21 protein-coding genes and 1 pseudogene are annotated in these 22,586 nt (G+C 72.6%); 12 read left to right on the forward strand and 10 right to left on the reverse strand.

Annotation, left to right across the window (positions count from 1 at the left end; genetic code table 11):
* Window positions 1-82: 82 nt before the first annotated feature.
* Complete coding sequence (locus E1165_RS20305) at window positions 83-934, reverse strand: L,D-transpeptidase family protein (protein WP_132393375.1); 852 nt, start codon at window positions 932-934, stop codon at window positions 83-85.
* A 176-nt stretch (window positions 935-1,110) separates the two neighbouring features.
* Here E1165_RS20305 and E1165_RS20310 point away from each other — a divergent pair, with 176 nt between their 5' ends.
* From E1165_RS20310 to E1165_RS20320, 3 genes are all read left to right on the forward strand, one after another.
* Window positions 1,111-2,790: a DNA repair helicase XPB gene (locus tag E1165_RS20310; RefSeq protein ID WP_132393376.1), complete on the forward strand. Its 1,680-nt coding sequence runs from the start codon at window positions 1,111-1,113 to the stop codon at window positions 2,788-2,790.
* A 103-nt stretch (window positions 2,791-2,893) separates the two neighbouring features.
* Window positions 2,894-3,256, forward strand: a complete 363-nt coding sequence (locus E1165_RS20315) for a metalloregulator ArsR/SmtB family transcription factor (RefSeq protein WP_132393377.1) — start codon at window positions 2,894-2,896, stop codon at window positions 3,254-3,256.
* Window positions 3,253-3,732 (forward strand): SRPBCC family protein, encoded by a 480-nt coding sequence (locus E1165_RS20320; RefSeq protein ID WP_132393378.1) that lies wholly within the window; start codon window positions 3,253-3,255, stop codon window positions 3,730-3,732. Before E1165_RS20315 ends, E1165_RS20320 begins: the two co-directional genes overlap by 4 nt.
* A gap of 281 nt (window positions 3,733-4,013) precedes the next feature.
* Here E1165_RS20320 and E1165_RS20325 read toward each other — a convergent pair whose 3' ends face one another.
* The gene (locus tag E1165_RS20325; protein WP_132393379.1) at window positions 4,014-4,769 is read right to left on the reverse strand and encodes a TIGR03089 family protein; all 756 of its coding nucleotides are present in this window, start codon (window positions 4,767-4,769) and stop codon (window positions 4,014-4,016) included.
* Window positions 4,770-5,000: 231 nt separating this feature from the next.
* On the opposite strand from E1165_RS20325, the gene E1165_RS20330 reads away from it, so the two are divergent.
* Window positions 5,001-6,116, forward strand: a complete 1,116-nt coding sequence (locus E1165_RS20330; protein ID WP_132393380.1) for a hypothetical protein — start codon at window positions 5,001-5,003, stop codon at window positions 6,114-6,116.
* Window positions 6,117-6,287: 171 nt separating this feature from the next.
* Here the strand turns inward: E1165_RS20330 and ligD (E1165_RS20335) are convergent, their stop codons facing one another.
* Together ligD (E1165_RS20335) and ligD (E1165_RS20340) are read right to left on the reverse strand one after the other, a co-directional pair.
* Complete coding sequence (ligD, locus tag E1165_RS20335) at window positions 6,288-7,202, reverse strand: non-homologous end-joining DNA ligase (RefSeq protein ID WP_132393381.1); 915 nt, start codon at window positions 7,200-7,202, stop codon at window positions 6,288-6,290.
* Window positions 7,192-8,133 carry a non-homologous end-joining DNA ligase gene (ligD, locus tag E1165_RS20340; protein WP_132393382.1) on the reverse strand — a complete coding sequence of 314 codons (942 nt, stop codon included), beginning with the start codon at window positions 8,131-8,133 and terminating at the stop codon, window positions 7,192-7,194. The genes ligD (E1165_RS20335) and ligD (E1165_RS20340) overlap by 11 nt, the downstream gene beginning before the upstream one ends.
* An 84-nt stretch (window positions 8,134-8,217) precedes the next feature.
* Between ligD (E1165_RS20340) and E1165_RS20345 the strand changes: the two genes are divergently transcribed.
* Window positions 8,218-9,216, forward strand: coding sequence for a Ku protein (locus E1165_RS20345; protein ID WP_132393383.1), 999 nt, complete (start codon window positions 8,218-8,220; stop codon window positions 9,214-9,216).
* 50 nt (window positions 9,217-9,266) lie between these two features.
* On the opposite strand, the gene E1165_RS20350 is transcribed toward E1165_RS20345, so the two are convergent.
* Window positions 9,267-9,659 (reverse strand): PPOX class F420-dependent oxidoreductase, encoded by a 393-nt coding sequence (locus E1165_RS20350; RefSeq protein ID WP_132393384.1) that lies wholly within the window; start codon window positions 9,657-9,659, stop codon window positions 9,267-9,269.
* Window positions 9,660-9,845: 186 nt separating this feature from the next.
* Here E1165_RS20350 and E1165_RS20355 point away from each other — a divergent pair, with 186 nt between their 5' ends.
* Entirely contained in the window at window positions 9,846-10,481 is a 636-nt protein-coding gene (locus tag E1165_RS20355) for an FKBP-type peptidyl-prolyl cis-trans isomerase (RefSeq protein ID WP_132393385.1), read from the forward strand.
* Window positions 10,482-10,575: 94 nt separating this feature from the next.
* On the opposite strand, the gene E1165_RS20360 is transcribed toward E1165_RS20355, so the two are convergent.
* Window positions 10,576-11,796: a hypothetical protein gene (locus tag E1165_RS20360; protein WP_132393386.1), complete on the reverse strand. Its 1,221-nt coding sequence runs from the start codon at window positions 11,794-11,796 to the stop codon at window positions 10,576-10,578.
* Between the two features lie 301 nt (window positions 11,797-12,097).
* Between E1165_RS20360 and E1165_RS20365 the strand changes: the two genes are divergently transcribed.
* From E1165_RS20365 to E1165_RS20375, 3 genes are all read left to right on the forward strand, one after another.
* Window positions 12,098-12,922: a hypothetical protein gene (locus tag E1165_RS20365; protein ID WP_132393395.1), complete on the forward strand. Its 825-nt coding sequence runs from the start codon at window positions 12,098-12,100 to the stop codon at window positions 12,920-12,922.
* A gap of 162 nt (window positions 12,923-13,084) precedes the next feature.
* A complete protein-coding gene (locus tag E1165_RS20370) occupies window positions 13,085-13,741 on the forward strand; it encodes an HAD family phosphatase (protein ID WP_132393387.1) in 657 nt (218 codons plus the stop codon).
* 404 nt (window positions 13,742-14,145) lie between these two features.
* Window positions 14,146-15,159 carry an NADPH:quinone reductase gene (locus E1165_RS20375; RefSeq protein WP_132393388.1) on the forward strand — a complete coding sequence of 338 codons (1,014 nt, stop codon included), beginning with the start codon at window positions 14,146-14,148 and terminating at the stop codon, window positions 15,157-15,159.
* A 181-nt stretch (window positions 15,160-15,340) separates the two neighbouring features.
* Here the strand turns inward: E1165_RS20375 and E1165_RS20380 are convergent, their stop codons facing one another.
* Window positions 15,341-16,975 (reverse strand): fatty acid--CoA ligase, encoded by a 1,635-nt coding sequence (locus E1165_RS20380; RefSeq protein WP_207916970.1) that lies wholly within the window; start codon window positions 16,973-16,975, stop codon window positions 15,341-15,343.
* A 98-nt stretch (window positions 16,976-17,073) separates the two neighbouring features.
* On the opposite strand from E1165_RS20380, the gene E1165_RS20385 reads away from it, so the two are divergent.
* Window positions 17,074-17,565 (forward strand): NUDIX domain-containing protein, encoded by a 492-nt coding sequence (locus E1165_RS20385; protein ID WP_132393390.1) that lies wholly within the window; start codon window positions 17,074-17,076, stop codon window positions 17,563-17,565.
* 49 nt (window positions 17,566-17,614) lie between these two features.
* Here the strand turns inward: E1165_RS20385 and E1165_RS20390 are convergent.
* Window positions 17,615-18,073 (reverse strand): annotated as a pseudogene (locus E1165_RS20390) (MFS transporter); the annotation flags it as partial.
* 102 nt (window positions 18,074-18,175) lie between these two features.
* Between E1165_RS20390 and rfaE2 the strand changes: the two are divergent.
* Window positions 18,176-20,068 carry a D-glycero-beta-D-manno-heptose 1-phosphate adenylyltransferase gene (gene rfaE2, locus E1165_RS20395; protein WP_132393391.1) on the forward strand — a complete coding sequence of 631 codons (1,893 nt, stop codon included), beginning with the start codon at window positions 18,176-18,178 and terminating at the stop codon, window positions 20,066-20,068.
* Window positions 20,065-20,943 carry a glycosyltransferase family 2 protein gene (locus tag E1165_RS20400; RefSeq protein WP_132393392.1) on the forward strand — a complete coding sequence of 293 codons (879 nt, stop codon included), beginning with the start codon at window positions 20,065-20,067 and terminating at the stop codon, window positions 20,941-20,943. Before rfaE2 ends, E1165_RS20400 begins: the two co-directional genes overlap by 4 nt.
* Before the next feature lie 21 nt (window positions 20,944-20,964).
* Here the strand turns inward: E1165_RS20400 and E1165_RS20405 are convergent, their stop codons facing one another.
* Together E1165_RS20405 and E1165_RS20410 are read right to left on the reverse strand one after the other, a co-directional pair.
* Complete coding sequence (locus E1165_RS20405) at window positions 20,965-22,092, reverse strand: glycosyltransferase family 9 protein (protein ID WP_132393393.1); 1,128 nt, start codon at window positions 22,090-22,092, stop codon at window positions 20,965-20,967.
* A gap of 7 nt (window positions 22,093-22,099) precedes the next feature.
* Window positions 22,100-22,586, reverse strand: a 487-nt coding sequence (locus tag E1165_RS20410; protein ID WP_243704886.1) for an Hsp20/alpha crystallin family protein, incomplete at its 5' end; no start/stop codon positions are given.

Raw genomic sequence — 22,586 nt, forward strand, 5'->3', positions numbered from 1 at the left:
CGGCTCCTCTGCCCAAGGGTGACACCGGACCGCCCCGGTCGCACAGGGGATAAAACCCTGATCGGGCTGCCGGGGTGACGCGTCAGGTGCCGGCTCGGCGACCGAAGAGCACCACCCGGGAGCCGACCGAGCCGAGCTGCCACCAGCGGACCGCGTCGGCGGCCAGCAGGTTGACGCAGCCGTGCGAGCCGATCGATCCGTCGTGCAGGTAGGTGGTGGTCTCGTGGAACCCGATCCCGCCGTTGAAGCGCTGCCAGTACGGCAGCCACACCTCGTACGGGTCCGACCACTCCTTCAGGTTGCGGAAGTTGATCCGGTACGTGCCGGCCGGGGTGGCGTAACCGGACATGCCGGTACGGGTGACGGTCGGGCCGGCCACCACTTTGCCGCCCTTCATCACCCAGGCGGTCTGCCGGGTCAGGTCCACGCAGAAGGTGACGCCCGAACCGGCGTCGCAGCGGCTGGTGTCGGTGGTGGCCAGCCGCTTCGCCACGGCGTACGTGAGGGGGCCGGCGCGGCCGGCGGCGGGGCGGATGTCGTACCGCTGCTGGAACTTCTTGATCGCGGCGCAGTCGGCGTCCGACTGCCTGCCGTCGACCGTGACCCGGCCGAAGCCGCCGAGGCGGGCGAGGTAGCCCTCGACCTCGCGCTGGTGCTCGCCCTGCCCGCAGCGGGTCTTGTTGGCCGGCTTGGGAGTGATCCGCCGGTTGTCCGACGGCACGGGCGGGGTGCCGCGTGCCGGCGCGGTCCGGGCCCGCTGGTCGGGCCGGGAGCCGTCGTTCGCCCCCGTTACCTGTTCCGCCTTGCCGACTGGGGCGAGCCCCCCTCCGGTGCCACCCGGGTCGGCCGGCGGATCGAACGCGCACCCAACGGCGCCGACCAGCGTGACCACAGCCAGGGCGGCGACCCGGGTGGTGAGATTCCTGTGCCTCATGTGCCCCTCCCGGTGCCGGCCGTCCCATTGCTAGACGTGCGGAACGCGGGAAACGTTGCGTCGTTCGGGCAATTTTCTGTGCGGTCCCGGGGCCGTGCAAGACTGGATGGTCGGCCTGCGGCGCGTACCGCGCCCCAGGGGTGGCCGACGACCCCGGTCGAGGAGAGGACGCTGGCGTGAGCGGTGGACCACTGATCGTGCAGTCCGACAAGACCCTGCTGCTGGAGATCGACCACCCTGACGCGCAGGCCTGCCGGATGGCGATCGCCCCCTTCGCCGAGCTGGAGCGGTCGCCGGAGCACGTGCACACCTACCGGCTCACCCCGTTGGGGCTGTGGAACGCCCGGGCGGCCGGCCACGACGCCGAGGGCGTGGTGGACGGGCTGATCAAGTACTCCCGCTACCCGGTCCCGCACGCGCTGCTGGTCGACGTGGCCGAGACGATGGACCGATACGGCCGCCTCCAGCTCGCCAACGACCCGGCGCACGGCCTCGTGCTGCGCGCCCTGGACCGGCTGGTGCTGATCGAGGTCGCCAAGAGCAAGAAGCTCGCCGGGATGCTTGGCGCGAAGGTCGACGACGACACGATCGCGGTGCACCCGTCAGAGCGGGGCCGGCTCAAGCAGGCGCTGCTCAAGCTCGGCTGGCCGGCGGAGGACCTGGCCGGGTACGTCGACGGCGAGGCGCACCCGATCGAGCTGGCCGAGGGCGGCAAGGACGGCGGGAAGCCGTTCACGCTGCGGTCGTACCAGCGGGAGGCGGTGGAGGCGTTCTGGGCCGGCGGGTCGGGTGTGGTGGTGCTGCCCTGCGGCGCGGGCAAGACCCTGGTCGGGGCGGCGGCGATGGCCGAGGCGAAGGCGACCACCTTGATCCTGGTCACCAACACCGTCGCCGGCCGCCAGTGGAAGCGGGAGCTGATCGCCCGCACCTCGCTCACCGAGGACGAGATCGGCGAGTACTCGGGCGAGCGCAAGGAGATCCGTCCGGTCACCATCGCCACGTACCAGGTGCTCACCGCGCGGCGCGGCGGCGCGTTCACCCACCTGGACCTGTTCTCCGCGCGCGACTGGGGGCTGGTCGTCTACGACGAGGTGCACCTGCTGCCGGCGCCGATCTTCCGGTTCACCGCGGACCTCCAGGCCCGCCGCCGGCTCGGCCTCACCGCCACCCTGGTGCGCGAGGACGGCCGGGAGGGTGACGTGTTCAGCCTGATCGGCCCGAAGCGGTACGACGCGCCGTGGAAGGACATCGAGCAGCAGGGCTGGATCGCCCCCGCCGAGTGCACCGAGGTACGGGTGACGCTGACCGACGCGGAGCGGATGTCGTACGCGACGGCGGAGGCCGAGGAGCGCTACCGGATGGCGGCGACCGCCCGGACGAAGCTGCCGGTGGTCCGCGCGCTGGTGCAGCGGCACGCTCAGGAGCAGGTGCTGGTGATCGGCGGCTACATCGACCAGCTGCACCAGCTCGGGGAGTACCTCGATGCCCCGATCGTGCAGGGGTCCACCACCAACAAGGAGCGCGAGCGGCTGTTCGACGCGTTCCGTTCCGGCTCGTTGCGGACGCTGGTCATCTCCAAGGTGGGGAACTTCTCCATCGACCTGCCGGAGGCGGCGGTGGCGATCCAGGTGTCGGGCACCTTCGGTTCGCGGCAGGAGGAGGCGCAACGCCTGGGCCGGGTGCTGCGGCCCAAGGCCGACGGCCGGCAGGCGCACTTCTACACCGTCGTCTCGCGGGACACCATCGACACCGAGTACGCGGCGCACCGGCAGCGCTTCCTGGCCGAGCAGGGGTACGCGTACACCATCGTGGACGCCGACGACGTCCTCGGCCCGAAGCTGCCGACCGTCGACTGACCACGCACCCGCGCCCCGCCGCGATCCGGCCCGCTCCCGTGCGGACCGAGCTGGCCGCCCGGCGACGTTGCCGGAAGCGTAACCCATCGGTTACGCTTTCGGTGTGGACGAGGTGGCGGCCGCGATCGCCGATCCGGTGCGGCGGGAGATACTGCTGATGCTGCGCGACGAGCCACTCTCGGCCGGGCAGATCGCCGACCGGTTCGTGATCAGCCGGCCGGCCGTCAGCCGTCATCTGCGCGTTCTGCGCGAGGCCGGCCTGGTGCGCGACACGGCCGACGGACGCCGGCGTGTCTACACACTGGTCACCGGCCCACTCGACGAGCTGGCCGGGTGGCTGGGACGACTGATGCGCCCGTCCGGCTGGCAGCACCGCCTCGATGCGCTGGAGACCGAGGTCTACCGCACCCGCCGCGAGCGGCACACGGCCGCCGGGCGACCCCCATCCCGGAAGGAGACCGCATGAGCCCCACACCCACCGGCCGGCTGTTCGGCGACGACCTCGTGCTGACCCGCACGTTCCGCGCTCCGCTGGCTGACGTCTGGGCGAGCCTCACCGATCCGGCCCGCACGGCACGCTGGTTCGGCCCGTGGCAGGGCGATGCGGCGCCGGGACGCACGATCAAGGTCCAGCTGGTTCACGAGGAGGGTGAGCCCTGGATGGACATGACCATCGACGCGTGCGAGCCGCCGCGCCGGTTGGCGGTTTCCGCCGTGGACGAGCACGGCAGCTGGCACCTGGACATGGTGCTGGTCGAGAGCGCGGGCGTGACCGAGTTACGGTTCACGCAGCACCTGACCGGCACGGAGAGCGTCGGCGAGGTCGGACCAGGCTGGGAGTACTACCTGGACGCGCTGGTCGCCTCGCGTGACGGCCAGCCGGCACCAAACTTCGACGACTACTATCCGGCGATGAAGAAGCACTTCGAGGCGCAACGATAGCCACAGCGCAATGCCCCTCGCCACTCAGCACCGTCGATCGCGCGGATGTCAGGGAGCTCCTTCCAGGGTGCGGCCAACCGCTGCTGACGAGCGACCTGGGGGCAAGTCCTCCGGCTGACCACGAGCGACCTGAAGCACCTGAGTACACAGGCGAGTCAACCGGCGAACGGCATGCGCCGACTCGTCTACGTACTCAGGTGCTCTACTCGGTCCGACCGGTGGTGTCTCCACCTCGGTGAGCAAGCCGCGCTCCCGCCGGGGCGGTAACGGACGGCTCCCTCTCAGAGGACGCGGGTGACCTGGTTGACGGCGATGCGGTTGTCCAGGCGGCGCCGGTCGAGGTTGGCGCAGAGCACCACCGAGGCGCCCACGGACAGCGGGGCGAGCAGCCACCGCACCGGCTGCTCGTGCCCGGCCACGTCGACCAGCAACCGGTCGCCGGCCCGCAGGTTGAGTTGGTCGGCCACGGCCCCGGCGACCCGGCCCCACTCGTCGTAGCTGGTGCCGTCCGGAGTCGCCGCCAGCCCCGGGTGGATGGCGGCGTGATCGGGCGGGGCAGCCGAATGCCGGAGCACCTCCACGGACCAGTCGAGCCAGCCGAACGGCACGTCGGTCAGCGGCCCGGACGCGGTGCCGACCAGGTATCGGTGCACCCCCTCGGGCACGTCCTCCAGCCAGTCGTCGAGCCGCTCCGGAGTGACGAACACCGCGTCGTACGGCCGGCCGCCGCCCGGTTCCAGAACCGGCAGCCCAGCCGTCGCCCGGGGCCGGAGCGACACCGCCATCCCGACCGACCAGGCACCGAGCAACACCGCGGCGGTACGCCAGTGCGGCGGCAGCAGCACCGCGACGCGGCTGCCCGGGGTCAGCCCGCAGCCATCTCGCAGCAGCCCCGCGCAGCGGGCGGCCCACTCGCCAAGCTGGTACGCGCTCAGCTCGGTACGCTCCCCGGTCGCGTCGTCGAGGTAGGTCAGCAGTGGACGATCGCCCCCGGCCGGTACGGCGGCCGGAACAGGCAACTGCGGACGGACACCCATGACGAGATCGTAGCCGGAGGCCGATGGTGTGGTCGTCCGCCGCGCTGCCGTGTGCCGCCGCCCCAACAGGTCCTGGCGAGTCGCTGTTCCTGACGATCGGAAGGTCGCCAGGATCTCGCTATCGCAACCGCCCAACGGTGTTGACAGGCGTTGGCAGACTGGCGGCGCGGGGGCGGGCGTACGGCCGCCTGCCCGAGGATGCCGACACGTCCGGGACGGAGGGCCGCCACCATGCGACCAGGAACGCGCCGACTGGTGTCCGCGCTGACCGCCCTGCTGGTCGGGATGGTGCTGGCCTGGGCGTCGCCCGTCCGGGCCGAGCCGCTGCCCGACCTCGACCCCACGGTCACCGCCACCGTCTGGGCGCATGCGCCGACCACCGCCGAGTACCGTCCGAGCTGGGGCTACACCGCCACCAACACCGACGGTGGAGTGCTGGTCCGGCGCACCGGCACCGGGGCGTACACGGTGGTGCTGGAACAGGCGCCGGCCCGGGGCGGCGTCGCGCACGTCGTGGCGTACGGCGGCGGGCCCGTCTTCTGCACGGTCGCCGGCTGGTACCGCAGCCTCGTCGCCCCTGACCTGCTGATACAGGTGCGCTGCTTCGCGGCGACCGGCGCGCCGGTGGACAGCCGCTTCGTGGCGACCTTCACCAACGTGCGGCAGATCAGCCGGGGCCGCCTCTCCTGGTTCGTCACCGACCAGGCTGTACCGACGGGCCTGCGCGCCCTGGCCGCCCCCGACCGGTACGACTCCACCGGCGGCGCGGTCGCCTACGAACGGCTCGCCACCGGGCACTACCGCTTCCACATGAACCGCCAGTGGGACTACTCCTTCCCGATGGCGCACGTGACGGCGGTGGGCAGCGCGGCCGTGCACTGCCAGATCGACTCGCCGGACGCCTGGGACGTGTGGTGCCGCAACGCCGCCGGCAACCCGGTCGACGCGCGGTTCGCGGTCACCTACGGCAACAAGGTGGACCTGCTCGGGTACGCCACCGGGCCGCGCTTCCACACCGGGGTCCTGTACGGCGAGGAGGCGTCCGGCGGCTGGGTGGGCGGGGAGGACTGGAACTCGACCCTCGACAACTTCGGTGGCGGCGTCGGTTACCACCTGGGCGCCGGGCGCTACCAGTTGAAGATCACCGGCACCGGCACGGCGTACGGCACCGCCTTCGTCGACGACTTCATCACCGAGCACCGGCCCAGGCCCAACGGGTACTGCGTGGTGGCGGACTGGTCGCGGTCCGGCACGGACACCATCGTCAACGTGCGCTGCTACGCGTACGGGGGCGTGCCGGCGAACATCAACGCCCGGGTGTCATACACCAGTTGGCCGGCCGCCTGACGGTGGCAGCCGTCGCGCAGCGGACCCGACGCGCCCCACACCACAGGCGCCACATCCGATCGGGAACGGAGCAGTCGAATGCGCCGGCAGGGTGCGCAGTGCGCTGACGAGTTCACCGCTGTCCATGGGCAACTGTAGCGGGACATCGACCAGCGAGAGTGCCCCTCGCGCTCAGGGCGCGGGCAACTCCGGGCCGCCGTCGAGCAGGGGCGCCAGCAGGTCTCCCTGCTTCTCCACCCGCTTCAGCACCTCCGTCGCGGTGTACGGCTTCGCCGACGGCCGTCTGCCGGCCGCCCCGGCCGCCACCTCCTCCCAGGTGAGCGGAGTCGACACCGACGGCACCGACTGGGCGCGCAGCGAGTACGGCGCGACGGTGGTCTTCGCCGCGTTGTTCTGGCTCCAGTCGATGAAGACCTTCCCGGGGCGCAGGTTCTTCGCCATCTTCGACACGATCAGCTTCGGGTGCGCGCGTTCGAGTTCCTGGGCGACGCGGCGGGCGTAGGCGGACACCTCATCGGCGGACTGGGTGCCACGGATGGGGCAGCAGAGCTGCATGCCCTTCTTCCCCGACGTCTTCGGATAGGAAGCCAACCCGTCGTCGGCCAGCCGGTCGCGCATCAGCAGCGCCACCTGGCAGCACTGCCTCAGGGCGGCCGGCGCCCCGGGGTCGAGGTCGACGACCATCACGTCCGGGTGTTCGCCGATCTTCCACTGCGGCGTGTGCAGCTCCAGCGCGGCGAGGTTGGCCAGCCAGACCAGGGTGGGCAGGTCGTCGGCGACGACGTAGTCGATGGTCTCCCGCCCCTTGCTCGACCCGGGGGCGGGCAGCGTCTCGGTGCGTACCCAGTCGGGGGTCGCCGCCGGGGCGTTCTTCTCGAAGAACGAGCCGCCGGTGACGCCGTTGGGGAAGCGGATGCGGGTCAGCGCCCGATCGGTCAGGTGCGGCAGGAGCACCGGCGCGATGCGGGTGTAGTAGTCGATCACCTCGCCCTTGGTGAAGCCGGCCTCGGGATAGAGCACCTTGTCCAGGTTGGACAGCTCCAGCGGGCGTCCCTCGACCTCGACCTTCAGCCGCTCACCCGGCATCGTCCACCTCCTCCGGCGGCTTGTCGGGCCGCAGCCGCAGCACCCGGGGGAACCGCAGCCGCCCGTCCGGGGTGCGCTGCCCGTACTTGACCTCCACCACCACCTGTGGGGTCACCCAGATCGCCCCCCGGGCATCCTCGCGCGGCACGTCCCCGGCGAACGGCGACGCGCCGGTGCGCAGTGGTTCGAGTTCGCGCAGCAGTTCCCGCTCCAGCGCCGCGCCGATCCCCCCGCCGACCCGACCCCGGTAGGTGAGCCGGCCGTCCGGGCGGGGCACCCCGACCAGCAGGCCGCCGATCTTCCGCGCGCCGGGTCGCCAGCCGCCGACCACGAAGTCGCCGGTGATCTCCAGCTTCACCTTCACCCAGTCCGGCGAGCGCACCCCCGGCCGGTAGACCGAGTCAATCCGCTTGGCCAGCACCCCCTCCAGACCGTGCTCGCCCGCCGCCTCGTAGGTGGCGGCACCGTCGGCGAAGCTGGGCGGCACCGCCCACCGCGCCGCGCCCAGGCCCAGACCGTCGAGCGTCGCCCGCCGCCGGTGGTACGGCCACCCGGTGAGGTCGTCGCCGCGCAGCCGCAGCAGGTCGAAGATCATGTACGTGACCGGAGCGGTCGCCGCCAGCCGGGCCGCCTTGGCCCGGTCCCGCACGTGCATCCGTTCGGCCAGGGCGGTGAACGAGGGCTGCCCGGCCTGGTTGAAGAGCACCACCTCGCCGTCGAGCAGCGCGTCGTCGACCTGCTCGGCCAGCGGGATCAGTTCCGGGTACGCGGTGGTGATCTCCACACCGCTGCGCGCGTACAGGTGCTGCCGGCCGCCGGTGATGTCGGCGAGCGCCCGGACCCCGTCCCACTTGAACTCGTACGCCCAGCCGGCACCGACCGGGAGCTGCCCGGTCATCGCGAGCATCGGCTTGAGCGGCGCGCCGGGCACGTTCTGACTCTAGTTGCGCACGGAAGCGCGTGCGTGCGCTTCGATCGTTTGGGATCCTGGTCAGACCGGGGAGAGGAGTACGGCATGCGCGCCATCTGGAAGGGGGCGGTGTCCTTCGGGCTGGTCTCCATAGGGGTGAAGCTCTACTCGGCCACCGAGGAGAAGGACATCCGGTTCCACCAGGTGCACCGGTCCGACGGCGGCCGGATCCGCTACAAGCGCACCTGTTCGGTGTGTGGGGAGGAGGTCACCTACGACGACATCGCCAAGGGGTACGACCTGGGCGGCGGCGAGATGGTGATCCTCACCGACGAGGACTTCGCCGACCTGCCGTTGAGCACCTCGCACGCGATCGACGTGCTGGAGTTCGTGCCGGCGGAGCAGGTCGACCCGATTCTCTACAACAAGGCGTACTTCCTGGAGCCGGAGGGTGCGGCCACCAAACCGTACGTGCTGCTGCGCGACGCGCTCGCCGACTCGGAGCGGGTCGCGATCGTCAAGGTGGCGATCCGCCAGCGGGAGCAGTTGGCCACCCTGCGGGTGCGTGAGGGGGTGTTGCTGCTCAACACGATGCTCTGGCCGGACGAGGTGCGTACGCCCGACTTCGGCTTCCTCGACGAGGATCTGAAGGTTCGCCCGCCGGAGCTGGCGATGGCCGCCTCGCTGATCGACTCGATGGCCGGGGAGTTCCACCCGGACGCCTTCACCGACGACTACCGGGCGGCCCTGCAGGAGGTCATCGACGCCAAGGTCGAGGGGCGCGAGGTGGTGCAGCCGGAGGAGGAAGAGGCCGCTCCGGCCGCCGCCGTGGACCTGATGGCCGCGTTGAAGGCGTCGGTGGAGCGGGCCCGGGCCGCCCGGGGCGAGGCGCCGTCGGGCGGTGCCGGCGAGCCGACCCCGATCTCGGCCGCCCGTTCGGCGAAGAAGGCGGCGCCGGCGAAGAAGACCGTCGAGAAGAAGGCGACCAAGAAGGCCGCACCGGCGAAGAAGACCGCCGCCAAGAAGACCACGGAGAAGAAGGCGGCCAAGGCTCCGGCGAAGAAGGCCGCCGAGAAGAAGGCGGCTCCCCGCAAGACCGCCTGACGGCTCCGGAGCGGACCTCCCGGCGCCGTCAGGCGGGTGCGGGGGGGCCGTCAGCCCTGGCCGAGCCTTCCGGTCGGGGTGATCCGGACGATCACCCGCTCCTCACCCGGCTGCCGGAACGGGTAGGTGTCCTGCCCGAGGTACTTCTTCGCCAGCCGGTCGATGTGCTCGTCCGCCCCCTCCGTGACGAACTCGGCGGTGCCCTTCACCCACAGGGTCCGGAAGTCGTCCGCCTTGTCCACCACCGACACCGCCACCACCGGGTTGCGCTGGATGTTCACGTACTTCTGCCGCCCCTTGGCGGTGTTGAACACGATGTGCTCGCCGTCGGTGTCCACCCAGACCGGGGTGACGTGCGGGGTGCCGTCGGCCTCGACGGTCGCCACGTGGGCCAGCTGCGGCTCGGAGAGTAGGGCCAGATCTTTGTCCGTGAGGATCGCCATGGTCGAAACCTACCTCCGCCGGGTCCGCGGGCCGGGACGAGGCCGGACGGCGGAAGACTGTGCGGGACGGCCGGTGGCGTACCCGGCAGGCGACGGCCCACCGACGGCATCGATCCGGGTACCGTGTGCGCTGGCCACGGCACCGGGTCGCCGGGCCGGTCACCCAACCAGCAGGGAGTCGAGGACGTGAGCGAGCGTACGGAGAACCGGTCGACGGGCCAGGGCCCGGAGACGAAGGCGCAACGACGACTGGCCGACCAGCTGGCCGCGCAGAAGGCCGCCGAGGCGAAGAAGCGCCGGCAGGCGTGGCTCGGCGCGCTCGCCGGTGTCGCCGTCATCGCGGTGATCGTCGGGGTGTTCGTGGTAACCCGGGGTGGCGAGCAGGAGCCGAAGCAGGCCGCCGCGCCCGCCGGCTGCTCGGGCGGCTTCCCCACCCTGCCTGAGGGCGCCGACCAGGCGCTCTGCACCAAGCCGCAGGTCGGCAAGGGCGAGGGCGAGCTGACCGGCCTGAAGGCCACCCCGCTGATCCGCGGCACCGGTCCGGCCGTGCAGCCGGGCCAGCAGGTGACGGTCAACTACGTCGGAGTTCGCTACCGCAGCGGGGAGGAGTTCGACGCGTCCTGGAAGCGGTCGGAGCCGATCTCCTTCGTCCTCGGCCAGGGCAACGTCATCCCCGGCTGGGATCAGGGCATGCAGGGCCAGACGGTCGGCAGCCGGGTGCAGCTGGACATCCCGGCCGAGCTGGCGTACGGCGCCAACCCGCCGGACGGTTACCCGGCCGGCGCGCTGCGTTTCGTCGTGGACGTGCTCGCGGCGAGGTAGCACGGGCTCTGCCACCTGCCGCGGCGTTCGAGCGGGGGTCGCGGGGCGCCGGGCTCACCCGGCACCCCGCGACACGACGTCATCCCGCGTCCGATCAGCTCCGGTAGTAGGAGTTGGTGGTCGACTCGTTGTACGGCGTGTAGTTCCAGAGGTGGTAGATCAGGCCCATCTGCCCCCACTTGGAGCGGACGTAGTTGCCGGTGCCCACCCAGATCCCCGAGTGATCGTCGCTGGCGTAGGAAATCCTCATGCCGGAGTACCACACCAGGGGCGTGTGCCACTGCTTGTAGCTGCCGTCCTGCCAGTACTTGTCGTCGCCGGGGGTGTTCATCCAGCGGTCGTTCGACGTGGAGGTGGAGTACCAGGCGTAGGAGTGGCAGTTGTACTTGCGCGACGCGCTCCGTTCACGCGTCGCATTGGGGTAGTTCGTCGCCACGTAGTTGTTGAAGCTCGTGATCTGGGCGCTGGTCAGTTCGGTGGTCATCGTGGTGACGGGAACCGCCGTACCCTTCGGCGTGTAGACCGTGCTCGCATAGTCCTGCGCGCTCAACCCGTCGGTCACCTCGTGGCGGGCGGACGGTTCGGCCAGGTGCTGCCGCACGGCGTCCACGGTGGTGTCCGTAGCGTCGGGTACGAGCTGGACCGCTTCCCGCAGCAGCTGCGACTGCTTCCAGTCCCAGCCCTCGCGCTCGCCGAGCGCACGACCGAGCAGGACGGCGGTGGGTTCCAGCCCCGCTTCGCCGTACACCGCGGCGTGGCTCTGCTTGACGGCGAACTTGTCCAGCCCCAGGCGCAGGAGCGATTCGAGCTGACCCGCCGACATGGCGTCGAGCACCTGCGGTTGCGCGAGCAGGCTCTCCAGCTTCCAGGCGTCGAGCGTCCGGTTACCCGCCTGCAGTTCGGTGTCCGCCGGCGAGATGCGAACATCCAGCTTCTGATAGCGGTCGAGCAGCACAGCGGCCGCGTCGGGGCGGCGCAACAGCTCGCGGAGCCCGGTGAACCGGGCGGCGACCGTCTCCAGCCCCTGCTGGACGTTGTTGAACGCCAGCGCGTCGGGCAGCAGAGGGTAGTCCAGCACCACCGTGGTGAGCTGTTCCGTCCTCATTCGCGCGAGGGTCGGACGGGGGATCTGAAGGGCATCCACCATGGCGTCGTGCGTGGTGAGGCTGCGCCACTCCGGCGTGCCGCTCTTGATCGCGTAGTGGAACGACGGAGCCGCCGCGTCCGCCGCCTGTGCGGGCACGAGCCCGGTGGCCACCACCGCTGCGGCCACCGAGAGAAGTACCCTTCTTGTGACCCGACTGGGTCTGCCCATTGCTGATCCTTTCGGCCCGGCGCCGGCCTGCCGGCACACTGAGTGACTCGACGCATCCTCCTGAACGCATTGAGTGATGGAAGGCTATCGGCCCCTGTCGTTCTCCGCTGCCCCGTCGGGCGCCTCGGCAGGTTCCCGACAGTGGGCGCTTCTCGCGCAGTTCGTCATCGCGGGGTTCCGTACGTTCACCGAGCGGCAGTAGGTTCAAGGTCGCCGTGGGCGGTCCGCCGTCCACGGCGGCCTGCCCACCGACGCGGAGGTGCACGTGGCGGCGCTGGACGATCCCGGGCTGGCCCGGGTGATGTGGACGCACTTCGAGCCGGTCCACGCGGTGACCTACTTCCACCCACGGGCCCGGGCCGCGTACGAGGCGGTCGGGTTGCGCGGCTACTGGCGGGGCTACTTCGCCGGGCGGGCCGCGCCGCTCGGGTTGGTCGACGCGCCGGCCGTGGCCGCCGCGTTCTTCACCTTCGCCCCGCCCATGGTGGCCCGGGCGCTGCCCTCGGTGTGGCGGCTGGTCACCCCCGAGGAGGCGCTGCGGGCCCGGCTGACCGGGGCCGTGCAGGCGCTCGCCGAGCTGTTGTACGAACTGCCGCAGAGGCACCTGGCCGAGGCGGCCGAGCTGCTGGAGGCGGCGGCCGATGGGGTGGACACCGCCGGCCGGGTGCTCGGCGCCGCCAACGCGGCCCTGCCCCGGGGCGACTACCCGCTGGCCCGGCTCTGGCAGGCGGCCACCACACTGCGCGAGGCGCGAGGTGACGGGCACGTCGCCGCCCTGGTCGCCGCCGGGCTCGACCCGGTGGAGGCGCTGGCCTGGCGGGTGGCGGTCGACCAGCCGCCACGGAACCTGCTCGGCCGGGACTGGTCGGAGGAGCAGTGGCAGGCGGCACAGGGTCGGCTGTCGGAGCGTGGCTGGCTGGACGCGGACGGCCGGCCGACCGACGCCGGTCGGGCCGGCTTCCAGGCGGTCGAGGACGCCACCGACCACGCCGCCGCGCGCCCCTGGTTGGTGCTCGGCCCGGACCGCACCGCCCGCCTGTGCGAACTCCTCGATCCCCTGGCCCGTGCCTGCCACCGGATCATCCCGGACGACAACCCGATCGGCCTACGGCACCCCCGGTCCTGACCACTCCCCGCCGGGACGGCGCGGCCAGCATGCCCGCGGAGCAGCGCGCCGATTGCCGCGTCCGTGCTGTTCGGAAGCCGCGATCCCGCACGACGCCGCGATCGGCGAGATCCGGGCGTTGGCAGACAAGCGGGGCGGGTCACCGTGCGAGAGGATGGGCGGGTGACGGTGGATGCGGTGATCTTCGACCTGGACGGCGTGATCGTGGACTCGGAGCCGGTCTGGGAGGAGGTCCGGCGGGCGTACGTCGCCACCCACGGCGGCACCTGGCAGCCGGACACCCAGCGCCGGCTGATGGGGATGAGCACCGGCGAGTGGGCCGGCTACCTCAGCGGCGAGCTGGGCGTCGACCGCACCGCCGAGCAGGTCGCCGCCGAGGTGGTCGAGGAGATGACCCGGCGGTACGCGCGGCGGGTGCCCCTGATCGACGACGCGGACGCGGTGGTGCGCCGGATGGCCGACCGGTGGCCGCTGGGGTTGGCCAGTTCCTCACCGACCCGGCTGATCGCGGCGGCGCTGGCCGCCACCGGCCTGACCGACGTCTTCCGGGTCACCCTCTCCACCGAGGAGACCGCGCGGGGAAAGCCGGCGCCGGACGTCTGGCTGGCCGTCGCCGAACGGCTCGGCGTCGACCCGGCCCGCTGCGTCGCGATCGAGGACTCCTCCAACGGGGTACGCTCCGCGGCCGCCGCCGGCATGCGGGTGGTCGCGGTGCCGCACGGGGCGTACCCGCTGGACCCGGACGCGGCCGCGCTGGCCGCCGTGACGCTGCCCTCGGTGGACGCGCTGACCCCGGAGGTGGTGCGACGGCTCGGCTGATCCGGCAGTCGTCGCGGGTCGTCCTCGCGGAACACCCTGCGCGATCCTGCCCGGCCACGCCGGTGGGCGGACCCGTGTCAGCCGGCGCGGCGGGCGGTGACCGCGCAGAAGGGTCCGTCAGCGGCTCCCTCGTCAGATTCGCCGGCTGCGGCTGGAACACGGCAGGAAGGGCCGCCCCGGCTCGTCCGCCGCCGGGCGTGGTGAGGCCGGTCCCGGACCGTCCGCCGCGCGGTCGTCCCCGATTCCCTCCGCGCCGGACGGCCTCGGCGCCACCAGTACCGATATGTCCCGCATGATCACTCCCCTGTCGGCGACTACCGGGCTATACGGTTTGCACGGCGAGCCGGATCGGAATGATCACGTCCGGGCCGGGTAGGGCTTCGATCCGAGCTGAGGAGACCGCGATGAAGGCGATCGTGTACGAACGCACCGGTGATCCCGCCGTGCTCCAGCTGGTCGACCGGCCGGTGCCGACGCCGGGTCCCGGCGAGGTGCTGGTCCGGCTGGCCGTTTCCGGGGTGAACCCGACCGACTGGAAGGGGCGGCGGCAGTGGCCGCTGCCGGCCGGCTGGCAGACGCCCGGCCAGGACGGCGCGGGCGTGGTCGAGGCGGTCGGCGGGGGTGTCGACCAGGAGCTGATCGGCGAGCGGGTGTGGGTCTGGGAGGCCGCGTGGCAGCGCCCGTGGGGCACCGCCGCGGAGTACACGGTGGTGCCGGTCCGGCAGGCGGTGCCGCTCGGCGCCGCCCCCTTCGACCTGGGCGCCTGCCTGGGCATCCCCTTCCTGACCGCGCACCGCTGCCTGACGGCGGGCGAGTACATGCCGGACACGCTGCACCCGGGGGCGCTCAGCGACCACGTGGTGCTGGTGCAGGGCGGCGCCGGCGCGGTCGGCAACGCGGCGATCCAGCTCGCCCACTGGGCGGACGCCTGCGTGGTCGCCACGGTGAGCAGCCCGGAGAAGGCCCAGCTGGCGGCGGCGGCCGGAGCGTCCTTCGTGGTCAACTACCGGGAACAGGACGTGGTCCAGGAGGTCCGCAAGATCGCACCTGACGGGGTGCACACGATCGTCGAGGTGTCCGCAGCCCGCAACGCCGCGGCGGACGTCCAGTTGCTGCGGGCCGGCGGCGCGGTCTGCGTGTACGCCGACGACGGCGGGGACGAGGTCACCCTGCCGATCCGGCCGCTGATGGTGCCGAACGCCCGCTGGCAGTTCGTCCTCGTCTACACCGCGCCGAGGGCGGCCAAGGCGCAGGCGGTGACCGACGTGGCGGCGGCGGTCGCCCAGGGCGGCGTACGGGTGGGCGCGGACGCCGGGTTGCCGCTGCACCGGTACCCGCTGGCCGAGACCGCGGCGGCGCACCGGGCGGTGGAGGAGTCGGTGGTGGGGAAGGTCCTGGTCAGCACCGCCGACGAGTAGTTCGTGAGGCTGTTTCATGGATTGTCCGGACAGCGGCGGGCAGCCTTGGCGAGAATGACGGTGCGGGTCGCCCCGCACAGGAAGGCGGCCCCGGCGCGGTGCGAACGCCGGGGCCGCCCCTGGGGAGGGATGCCTGAGGAGTAGGGTCCCTACCCGATCGGCGACGGATCGCCGGAAAACGTTACGGCCCCGCCAACTCCCGGACATCGAACGCGCCGTCGGCGTACCGGGACCGGACGACCTTCTTGTCGAACTTGCCGACGCTGGTCTTCGGCACGGCGTCGATGAACGCCCACCGCTCGGGCAACTGCCACCGGGCCACCGACGTCGCCAGGAACTCACGCAGTTCCTCCGCGGTCACCGAGGCGCCCTCGCGGACCACCACCGTGGCCAGTGGGCGCTCGTCCCAGCGCTGGTCCGGGACTCCCACCACGCACGCCTCCTGCACGTCCGGGTGGGCCATCAGGGCGTTCTCCAACTCCACCGAGGAGATCCACTCCCCGCCGGACTTGATGACGTCCTTGGCCCGGTCGGTGAGGGTGATGAAGCCGTCCGGCGAGAGCGTGCCGACGTCCCCGGTACGCAGCCAGCCGTCGCGGAACTTCGCCGGGTCCGGCTTCTCCTCGCCGACGTACCGGGCGGTCACCCACGGCCCCCGGACCTCCAGCTCGCCCACGGACGTCCCGTCGGCGGGCAGCGGCTCACCCGCCGGCCCGACGATCCGGGCGGTGACGCCGGCCGGCACCCGACCCTGGGTGTAGCGGTAGCGCCAGGCCTCGTCGCCGGTGGCCCCGGCCGGCGGGCGGGCCACCGAGCCGAGCGGGGACGTCTCCGTCATCCCCCAGGCGTGGATCACGTCGATGCCGTGCCGCTCGGCGAACGCGTGCATCAGCGCCGGCGGGCAGGCGGAGCCGCCGACGATCACCTCCCGCAACGAGGAGGTGTCCATGTCGTGGCTGTCCAGGTACGCCAGCAGGTCGTTCCAGATGGTCGGCACCGCCCCGGCCAGGGTGGGACGCTCGGTGGCGATCATCTCGGCGATCGGCGCGGCCTGGAGAAACCGGTCCGGCATGACCAGCGACGCGCCGCAGAGGAACGCCGCGTACGGCAGCCCCCAGGACATCGCGTGGAACATCGGCACGATGGCCAGTTCCCGGTCGGTGGGGCCGAGCCCGAAACCCTCCGGTACGCAGATCTGGAGCGAGTGCAGGTAGATCGAGCGGTGCGAGTAGGCGACCCCCTTGGGGTTGCCGGTGGTGCCCGAGGTGTAGCAGAGCGCGGCGGCGTCCCGCTCGTCCACCTCCGGCCAGTCGTAGCGCTCGGGACGGCCGGCGAGCAGGTCGTCCCAGCGGTGCACGGTGATCCGGTCGCCGGCCGCCGCGACCAGCGGGGCGGGATCGCCACCGCCGACGACCACCACGTGCCGCACCGTGGTCAGCTCGCCGATCACCCGGGCGAGCAGCGGGACCAGCGTCGAGTCGACCAGCACCACCCGGTCCTCGGCGTGGTTGGCGATGTAGGTGAGCTGGTCCGGGAAGAGCCGGATGTTCAGGGTGTGCAGCACCGCGCCCATGCTGGGCACCGCGAAGTACGCCACCAGATGCTCGGTGTTGTTCCACATGAGGGTGGCGACCCGCTCGTCCCCGGTCACCCCGCACTCCTCGCGCAGGGCGTGGGCCAGCCGGGCGGCCTGGCGGCCCACCTCGGCGTACGACGTCCGGCGCGGCCCGGCGCCGGTCCACGTGACCACCTCCGCCGCGCCGTGCACGCTGGCGCCGTGTTCGAGGATCCGGGAGACCTGCAGGGGGGCGTCCATCATCGTGCTACGCATGGCAACAAGCTAGTGTCGCCCGTCACACGTTGGGAACCCCCGAACTCCCCGAGCGAGCTGGCTCGGCTGCGTAGATTGTCCGGGTGAGTGTTTCCTGGGCCGACTCGTACGTGGGGCAGTTGCGTGCCCTGGCCGGTGACCGGACGCTGATGTTCGTCGGCGCCCGCGCCGTGGTCCGCGACAACGCGGGCCGGGTACTGCTGATCCAGCGTTCGGACAACGGCCACTGGGCGCTGCCGGCGGGCGCGATGGAGCTGGGCGAGTCGATCGCCGACTGCGCGGTACGCGAGGTCCGTGAGGAGACCGGGCTGCGGGCGCTGCGGGTCAGCGCGTTCGCCCTCTACACCGGCCCCGACCGCACCCACACCAACATGTACGGCCACACCTACCAGATCTTCACCACCGCGTTCCGGGTGGAGGACTGGGACGGCGAGGTCACCAGGGTGACCGACGAGACCACCGACGCCGGCTTCTTCCACCGTGACGCGTTCCCGTCGCCGCTGTCGGCCTCGGTCCCGGAGACCCTCGCGGACCTGGACGTCTTCGAGCAGACCAACCGCCTGATCCTGAAGTAGCCAGCGGTCCGGCCACCGACGACAATCCGAAGACCGCGCCGAAGAGCCCCTGGTAGCGGCCCCGCTCCCGGGGTGAGACGACGTCGGAGATGATGGTGAACGCCAGCGTCATCAGCCCGCCCGCGCCGAGGCCCTGGACGCCCCGGGTGACGATCAGCTGGGTCATGTCCTGCGACAGCCCGGCCAGCAGCGAGCCGAGCAGGAACGTACCGATCGAGAAGAGGAAAACCGGGCGACGCCCGTACAGATCGGCCATCTTGCCGTAGAGCGGGGTCGAGGCGGTGGAAGCCAGCAGATACGCCGTCACCACCCACGAGTAGTGGTTGATCCCGCCGAGCTCGCCGACGATGGTGGGCAGCGCGGTGCCGACGATGGTCTGGTCCAGCGCCGCCAGCAGCATGCCGGTCATCAGACCGAACATCAACAGCCGGATCTGACGGACGGTGAGCACCGGACGATCCTGGGGGTGGGTGGTCTTCCGCCTTCTTTCCCGTCGCGGGCAGAACATGCGTCGACGCCGACAGCCGAGCCCTTCACGCCGGAGAGACGGGCTCGCCCCGCCGGCCGGTGGGCAGGTTTGGCCCGGGGCCCTCGGGGGAGTCGGGAAGGCATGGCAGGAGCAGCAGCGGAACAGCGCCGGCTCGCCACCGTCGTGGAGAGCTGGCTGGGGCGTCCCGTTCTGGTCGTCGGCGACGCCATGCTCGACGAGTGGCGGTTCGCCGAGTCCGACCGGCTCTGCCGCGAGGCGCCCGCCCCGGTCCTCACCCTGCGCCGGCGTATCTCCGCCGCCGGTGGCGCCGCCAACACGGCGGTCAACGTCGCGGCCCTCGGCGGCCGGGCGCTGCTGGTCGCCCCGGTCGGCGCCGACGTGGCCGGCGACGAACTGCACGACTGCCTCGACCGCGCGGGCGTCTGGGACCGTACGGTCAGCCAGGAGCACCGGCCGACGCCGGTGAAACGACGGATGCTGGCCGGCAACCAGATCCTGCTCCGGGAGGACTCCGGCGATCCCGAGGATCCGCTCGGCGCCGACGGGGTGGGACGGCTGCTCACCGCGCTGGACTGCGCCACCGAGGAGCTGAAGGCCGCCGGCGGGGTGGCACCCACCCTGGTGGTGTGCGACTACGGTCTCGGCGCGCTGCCCGTGCCGGTCCGCGCCTGGCTGGTCGCCAACCGCGACCGGTACCCCACGGTGGCGCTGGACGCCCACGACCTGGCCGACTGGCGCGGCCTCGCCCCGACCGTGGTGACCCCGAGCTTCGCCGAGGCCGCCCGGCTGCTGGCCCGCGCCGCGGCCGGCTTCGGCGCCACGTACGCGCCTTCCCGCGCCGCCGCGCTCGACCTGCACCTCGACCATCCATCCGCCGACCCGTCCGACGGGCCGTCGGAACTCGTCGTCGGCGCGGCCCCGGGCGGCGCCGGTGAACGCCCGCTGAGCACGGACCCGCCCGGCTTCGGCCACCCCCCGATCGACGCGGCCGGACCCGTCGAGCCGACCTCGCGCGAGGGGCGGGTCGCCGTGACCGGCGACGGGCTCGGCATCACCGGCGCAGGTGTCACGGTCGACACCGGCGCGGGCGAGGGCGTGGACCGGGCGGTGCTCGCCGAGTCCCGCCTGGCCGAGCTGCGCGAGCACACCGGCGCGGACGTGGTCGCGGTGACCCTGGACACCGAGGGGGCGGTGGTCGCCGGCGCGGACGGCGAGCCCCGCCGCAGCCACAGCATCCCGGTGCCGGCCAGCCACGCGGTCGGTGCCGGGGACGCGTACCTGGCGGCGATGACGCTGGCCCTGGCGGCCGACGCGCCGCTGGCCACCGCCGCCCAGCTCGCGCAGCTCGCCGCCACCATCACCGTGTCGGACACCGGCACCTGTGTCTGCCGACGCGACGACCTGCTCGCCGCCCTCGGCACCACCTCGGACGGCGTCGCCCACCCGACGCTGGTCGGCAGGGGCGAGCTGGACACGATCGTCGCCGACCACCGGCGGGCCGGCAGGTCGATCGTGTTCACCAACGGTTGCTTCGACGTGCTGCATCCCGGCCACGTGCGGTACCTGGAACAGGCGCGCGCGCTCGGTGACCTGCTGGTGGTGGCGGTGAACTCCGACGGCAGCGTCCGCCGGCTCAAGGGCCGGGACCGGCCGGTCAACCCGGTCGAGGACCGGATCGCCCTGCTCGCCGCACTGTCCTGCGTGGACCATGTGGTGGTCTTCGAGGAGGACTCGCCGGCCGCGCTGATCGAGGCCGTCCGCCCCGACGTGTACGTCAAGGGTGGCGACTACCCGCCGGACATGGTGCCGGAGGCCCCGCTGGTACGCCGGCTCGGTGGCCAGGTCCGCACCCTCGGGTACGTGCCGGACCGTTCCACCTCGGCCATCATCGACCGGATCCGCGCCCAGGGGGCCGCGTCGCCGCAACCCGGTCGGACCGGCAACGGCGGACCGCCGTCGTCCGGCGGGACCGGGACCACCACCACACCGCAGCGTATGGGCAGGACAGCGTGAACCGACCGCTCGACCTCGGCTCGGCCGGGGACTTCCGTCGACCCCGCCAGCTCGACGTGCTGGTGCCGACCCGCAACCGCCCCGCCGAACTGGCGGTCACCCTCTCCGGGCTGGCCGCCCAGGAGGGGGTCGGCGGGTTCGGCGTGGTGGTCAGCGACCAGTCCGACGGGGAGCCGGCGTACGCGCACCCGGCGGCGGCCACCATGGTCCGGGTGTTGCGCCACCGGGGGCACCCGGTGCTGCTGACCCGGCGGCTGCCCCGGCGCGGGCTGGCCGAACACCGGGCGTACCTGCTGGACCGTTCCGTGGCCCGGTACGTGCTCTGCCTCGACGACGACGTCTGGCTGGAACCGGGCACCCTGCACCGGCTGGTCACCGCGATCGGTGAGCTGCGCTGCGGTTTCGTCGGCAACGCGGTGCACGGGCTGTCGTACGTCGACGACGTGCGCCCGGAGACCCACGAGCACTACGAGGAGTGGGACGGCCCGGTCGTCCCGGAGCGGATCCGTCCCGACACCCGGGAGTGGCAGCGGGCGTCGATCCACCCGGCGGCGAACCTGCTGCACGTGACCCGGAAGCTGAACCTGCCGCCGGGGGCCTGGCGGGCGTACAAGGTCTCCTGGGTCGGCGGCTGCGTGCTGTACGACCGGGCGGCGCTGGTCGACTGCGGCGGCTTCGAGTTCTGGCGGCGGGTGCGGGAGAAGCACCAGGGCGAGGATGTCGCCGCGCAGCTCGCGGTGATGGCGCGGTACGGCGGCGCGGGTGTCCTGCCCAGCGGCGCGTACCACCTGGAGTCGCCGACCACCGTCACCGAACGCGACGTGGAGGCGTGGGAGGTCGTGCTCGCCGACTCCGACACCCCGCAGCCGGCCTGACCCGGCCGTACGCCGCAGCGGTCACGCGCCGGGCGCGCCCGGTTCCGGGTGCAGCAGTTCGGCGGCGGCCTCCAGCACCTCCACGACCGGCACGTCGGCCACGAACGAGTCCCGGTGCGGGCAGTCGCCGTCGCCGGGGCGGTGCGGGTAGATCCCCGGCGTGCAGTCGACCCCGCAGACCGGGCAGTGCGTCGTCCAGGAGGCGATGGGCCGGTGCCGGGCGCGCAGCGGCGTCGCCCCGTTGATCAGGTTGCCGAGCCAGTACACGCCGACGGTGGCGGTGCCGACCGCGCCGGCCAGGTGCAGCGGCCCGGTGTCGTTGGAGACGACCAGCGCACAGCCCTGGTACGCGGCGGCCAGCCCACCGAGGCTGAGGGTGCCGACCTGTGGACGGACCGGCACGCCGGCCGCGGTCACCACCGTGTCCACCAGCTCCTGCTCGGCGGGGGTGCCGGTGACCAGCACCTCGTACCCGTCGTGGTGAAGAGCCCTAGCGACCTCGCCGAAGCGGTCGGCCGGCCAGCGGCGGCGGCTGTCGGTGGCCCCCGGGTGCAGCGCGACGCGCGGGCGGTCCGGTTCGCCGAGCACCTCGCGGGCCTCGTCGCGGTCGGCGTCGGTGACGGCCAGCGCGGGGGTGATCGTGACGGCGGGCGCGCCGACCAGGGCGGTGACCTCCAGGTAGCGGATCACCTCGTGCTGGTAGTAGACGTACCGGATCCAGCGGTCCAGCGGGGGCGCGCCCTCGGCCCGCAGGCCGGCGGTGACCCGGGCCCCGAGCCGGCCGACGATCGGGTTGGAGTTGCCACCCCCGCCGTGCACCTGCAAGGCCAGGTCGAAGCCTTCCTTCGCCGCGGTGGCCAGGAAGTCGTCCATGGCGGCCGGTTCCTCGTCGGGGCCCGGGTCGCGGATGCCGGGGGCCGGCGGGATCACCAGCACCCGGTCCACCGGGCCGGGCCGGTCGCGCCAGAGCTTCGCGTGCCACGGCGCGCCGAGCAGCACGATCTCCGCCTCCGGGTACGCGGCCCGCAGCGACTCCAGCGCCGGCAGCAGGAAGACGAGGTCACCGAGGGCGTTGGCGCGCAGCACCGCGATCCGGGAGACGTCGGGTACGCGCTCACCCACCGGGCCGAGCAGGGACGGGGTATCCACGCGACCCCTACGGCCGTTCGATGGCGGTGTCCGGATGGTGCAGCTCCCGGTCCGCGGCGGGATCGGTCACGGTGGGCGTACCCCCGGCGGAACCGCCGCTACGGCCGGCGCGCCCGACGACGATGGTGCGCGGGGTGGCCCGCTTAGCCCGCGGTAGGTGGATCCGCAGCAGGCCGTGGTCCATCACCGCGTCGATGGCGGCGGGGTCCACCCGCGACGGCAGGTCGACCCGGTATTCGAAGCCCCGGGTCTCGAACCCGCCGGGGATGCCATGGTCGGCGTTGACCTCGGCCTCGGACCGGGCCCGTACGCACAGCTCCCGGTCGTCCAGTTCGACGGCGACCTCCTCCGGCGCCACGCCGGGCAGGCGCACGACCACCTCCCAGCCGTCGGTGGTCTCCACCAGCTCGACATCCGGGGAGCTGCCCCGGCCGCCGACCAGGCGGCTCAGCTCGGAGCGCAGCGACTGGAGTTCCCCCATCGGGTCCCAGCCC

The sequence above is a fragment of the Micromonospora sp. KC723 genome, from assembly GCF_004348595.1.
Classification (GTDB): Bacteria; Actinomycetota; Actinomycetes; order Mycobacteriales; family Micromonosporaceae; genus Micromonospora.

What these genes read in the sequence shown, in the direction of transcription:
- E1165_RS20305 (WP_132393375.1), bottom strand. Translation starts at nt 934, where the DNA reads ATGAGGCACAGGAATCTCACCACCCGGGTCGCCGCCCTGGCTGTGGTC.
- E1165_RS20320 (WP_132393378.1), top strand. Translation starts at nt 3,253, where the DNA reads ATGAGCCCCACACCCACCGGCCGGCTGTTCGGCGACGACCTCGTGCTG.
- E1165_RS20325 (WP_132393379.1), bottom strand. Translation starts at nt 4,769, where the DNA reads ATGGGTGTCCGTCCGCAGTTGCCTGTTCCGGCCGCCGTACCGGCCGGG.
- E1165_RS20330 (WP_132393380.1), top strand. Translation starts at nt 5,001, where the DNA reads ATGCGACCAGGAACGCGCCGACTGGTGTCCGCGCTGACCGCCCTGCTG.
- ligD (WP_132393381.1), bottom strand. Translation starts at nt 7,202, where the DNA reads ATGCCGGGTGAGCGGCTGAAGGTCGAGGTCGAGGGACGCCCGCTGGAG.
- E1165_RS20345 (WP_132393383.1), top strand. Translation starts at nt 8,218, where the DNA reads ATGCGCGCCATCTGGAAGGGGGCGGTGTCCTTCGGGCTGGTCTCCATA.
- E1165_RS20350 (WP_132393384.1), bottom strand. Translation starts at nt 9,659, where the DNA reads ATGGCGATCCTCACGGACAAAGATCTGGCCCTACTCTCCGAGCCGCAG.
- E1165_RS20360 (WP_132393386.1), bottom strand. Translation starts at nt 11,796, where the DNA reads ATGGGCAGACCCAGTCGGGTCACAAGAAGGGTACTTCTCTCGGTGGCC.
- E1165_RS20365 (WP_132393395.1), top strand. Translation starts at nt 12,098, where the DNA reads ATGTGGACGCACTTCGAGCCGGTCCACGCGGTGACCTACTTCCACCCA.
- E1165_RS20375 (WP_132393388.1), top strand. Translation starts at nt 14,146, where the DNA reads ATGAAGGCGATCGTGTACGAACGCACCGGTGATCCCGCCGTGCTCCAG.
- E1165_RS20380 (WP_207916970.1), bottom strand. Translation starts at nt 16,975, where the DNA reads ATGGACGCCCCCCTGCAGGTCTCCCGGATCCTCGAACACGGCGCCAGC.
- rfaE2 (WP_132393391.1), top strand. Translation starts at nt 18,176, where the DNA reads ATGGCAGGAGCAGCAGCGGAACAGCGCCGGCTCGCCACCGTCGTGGAG.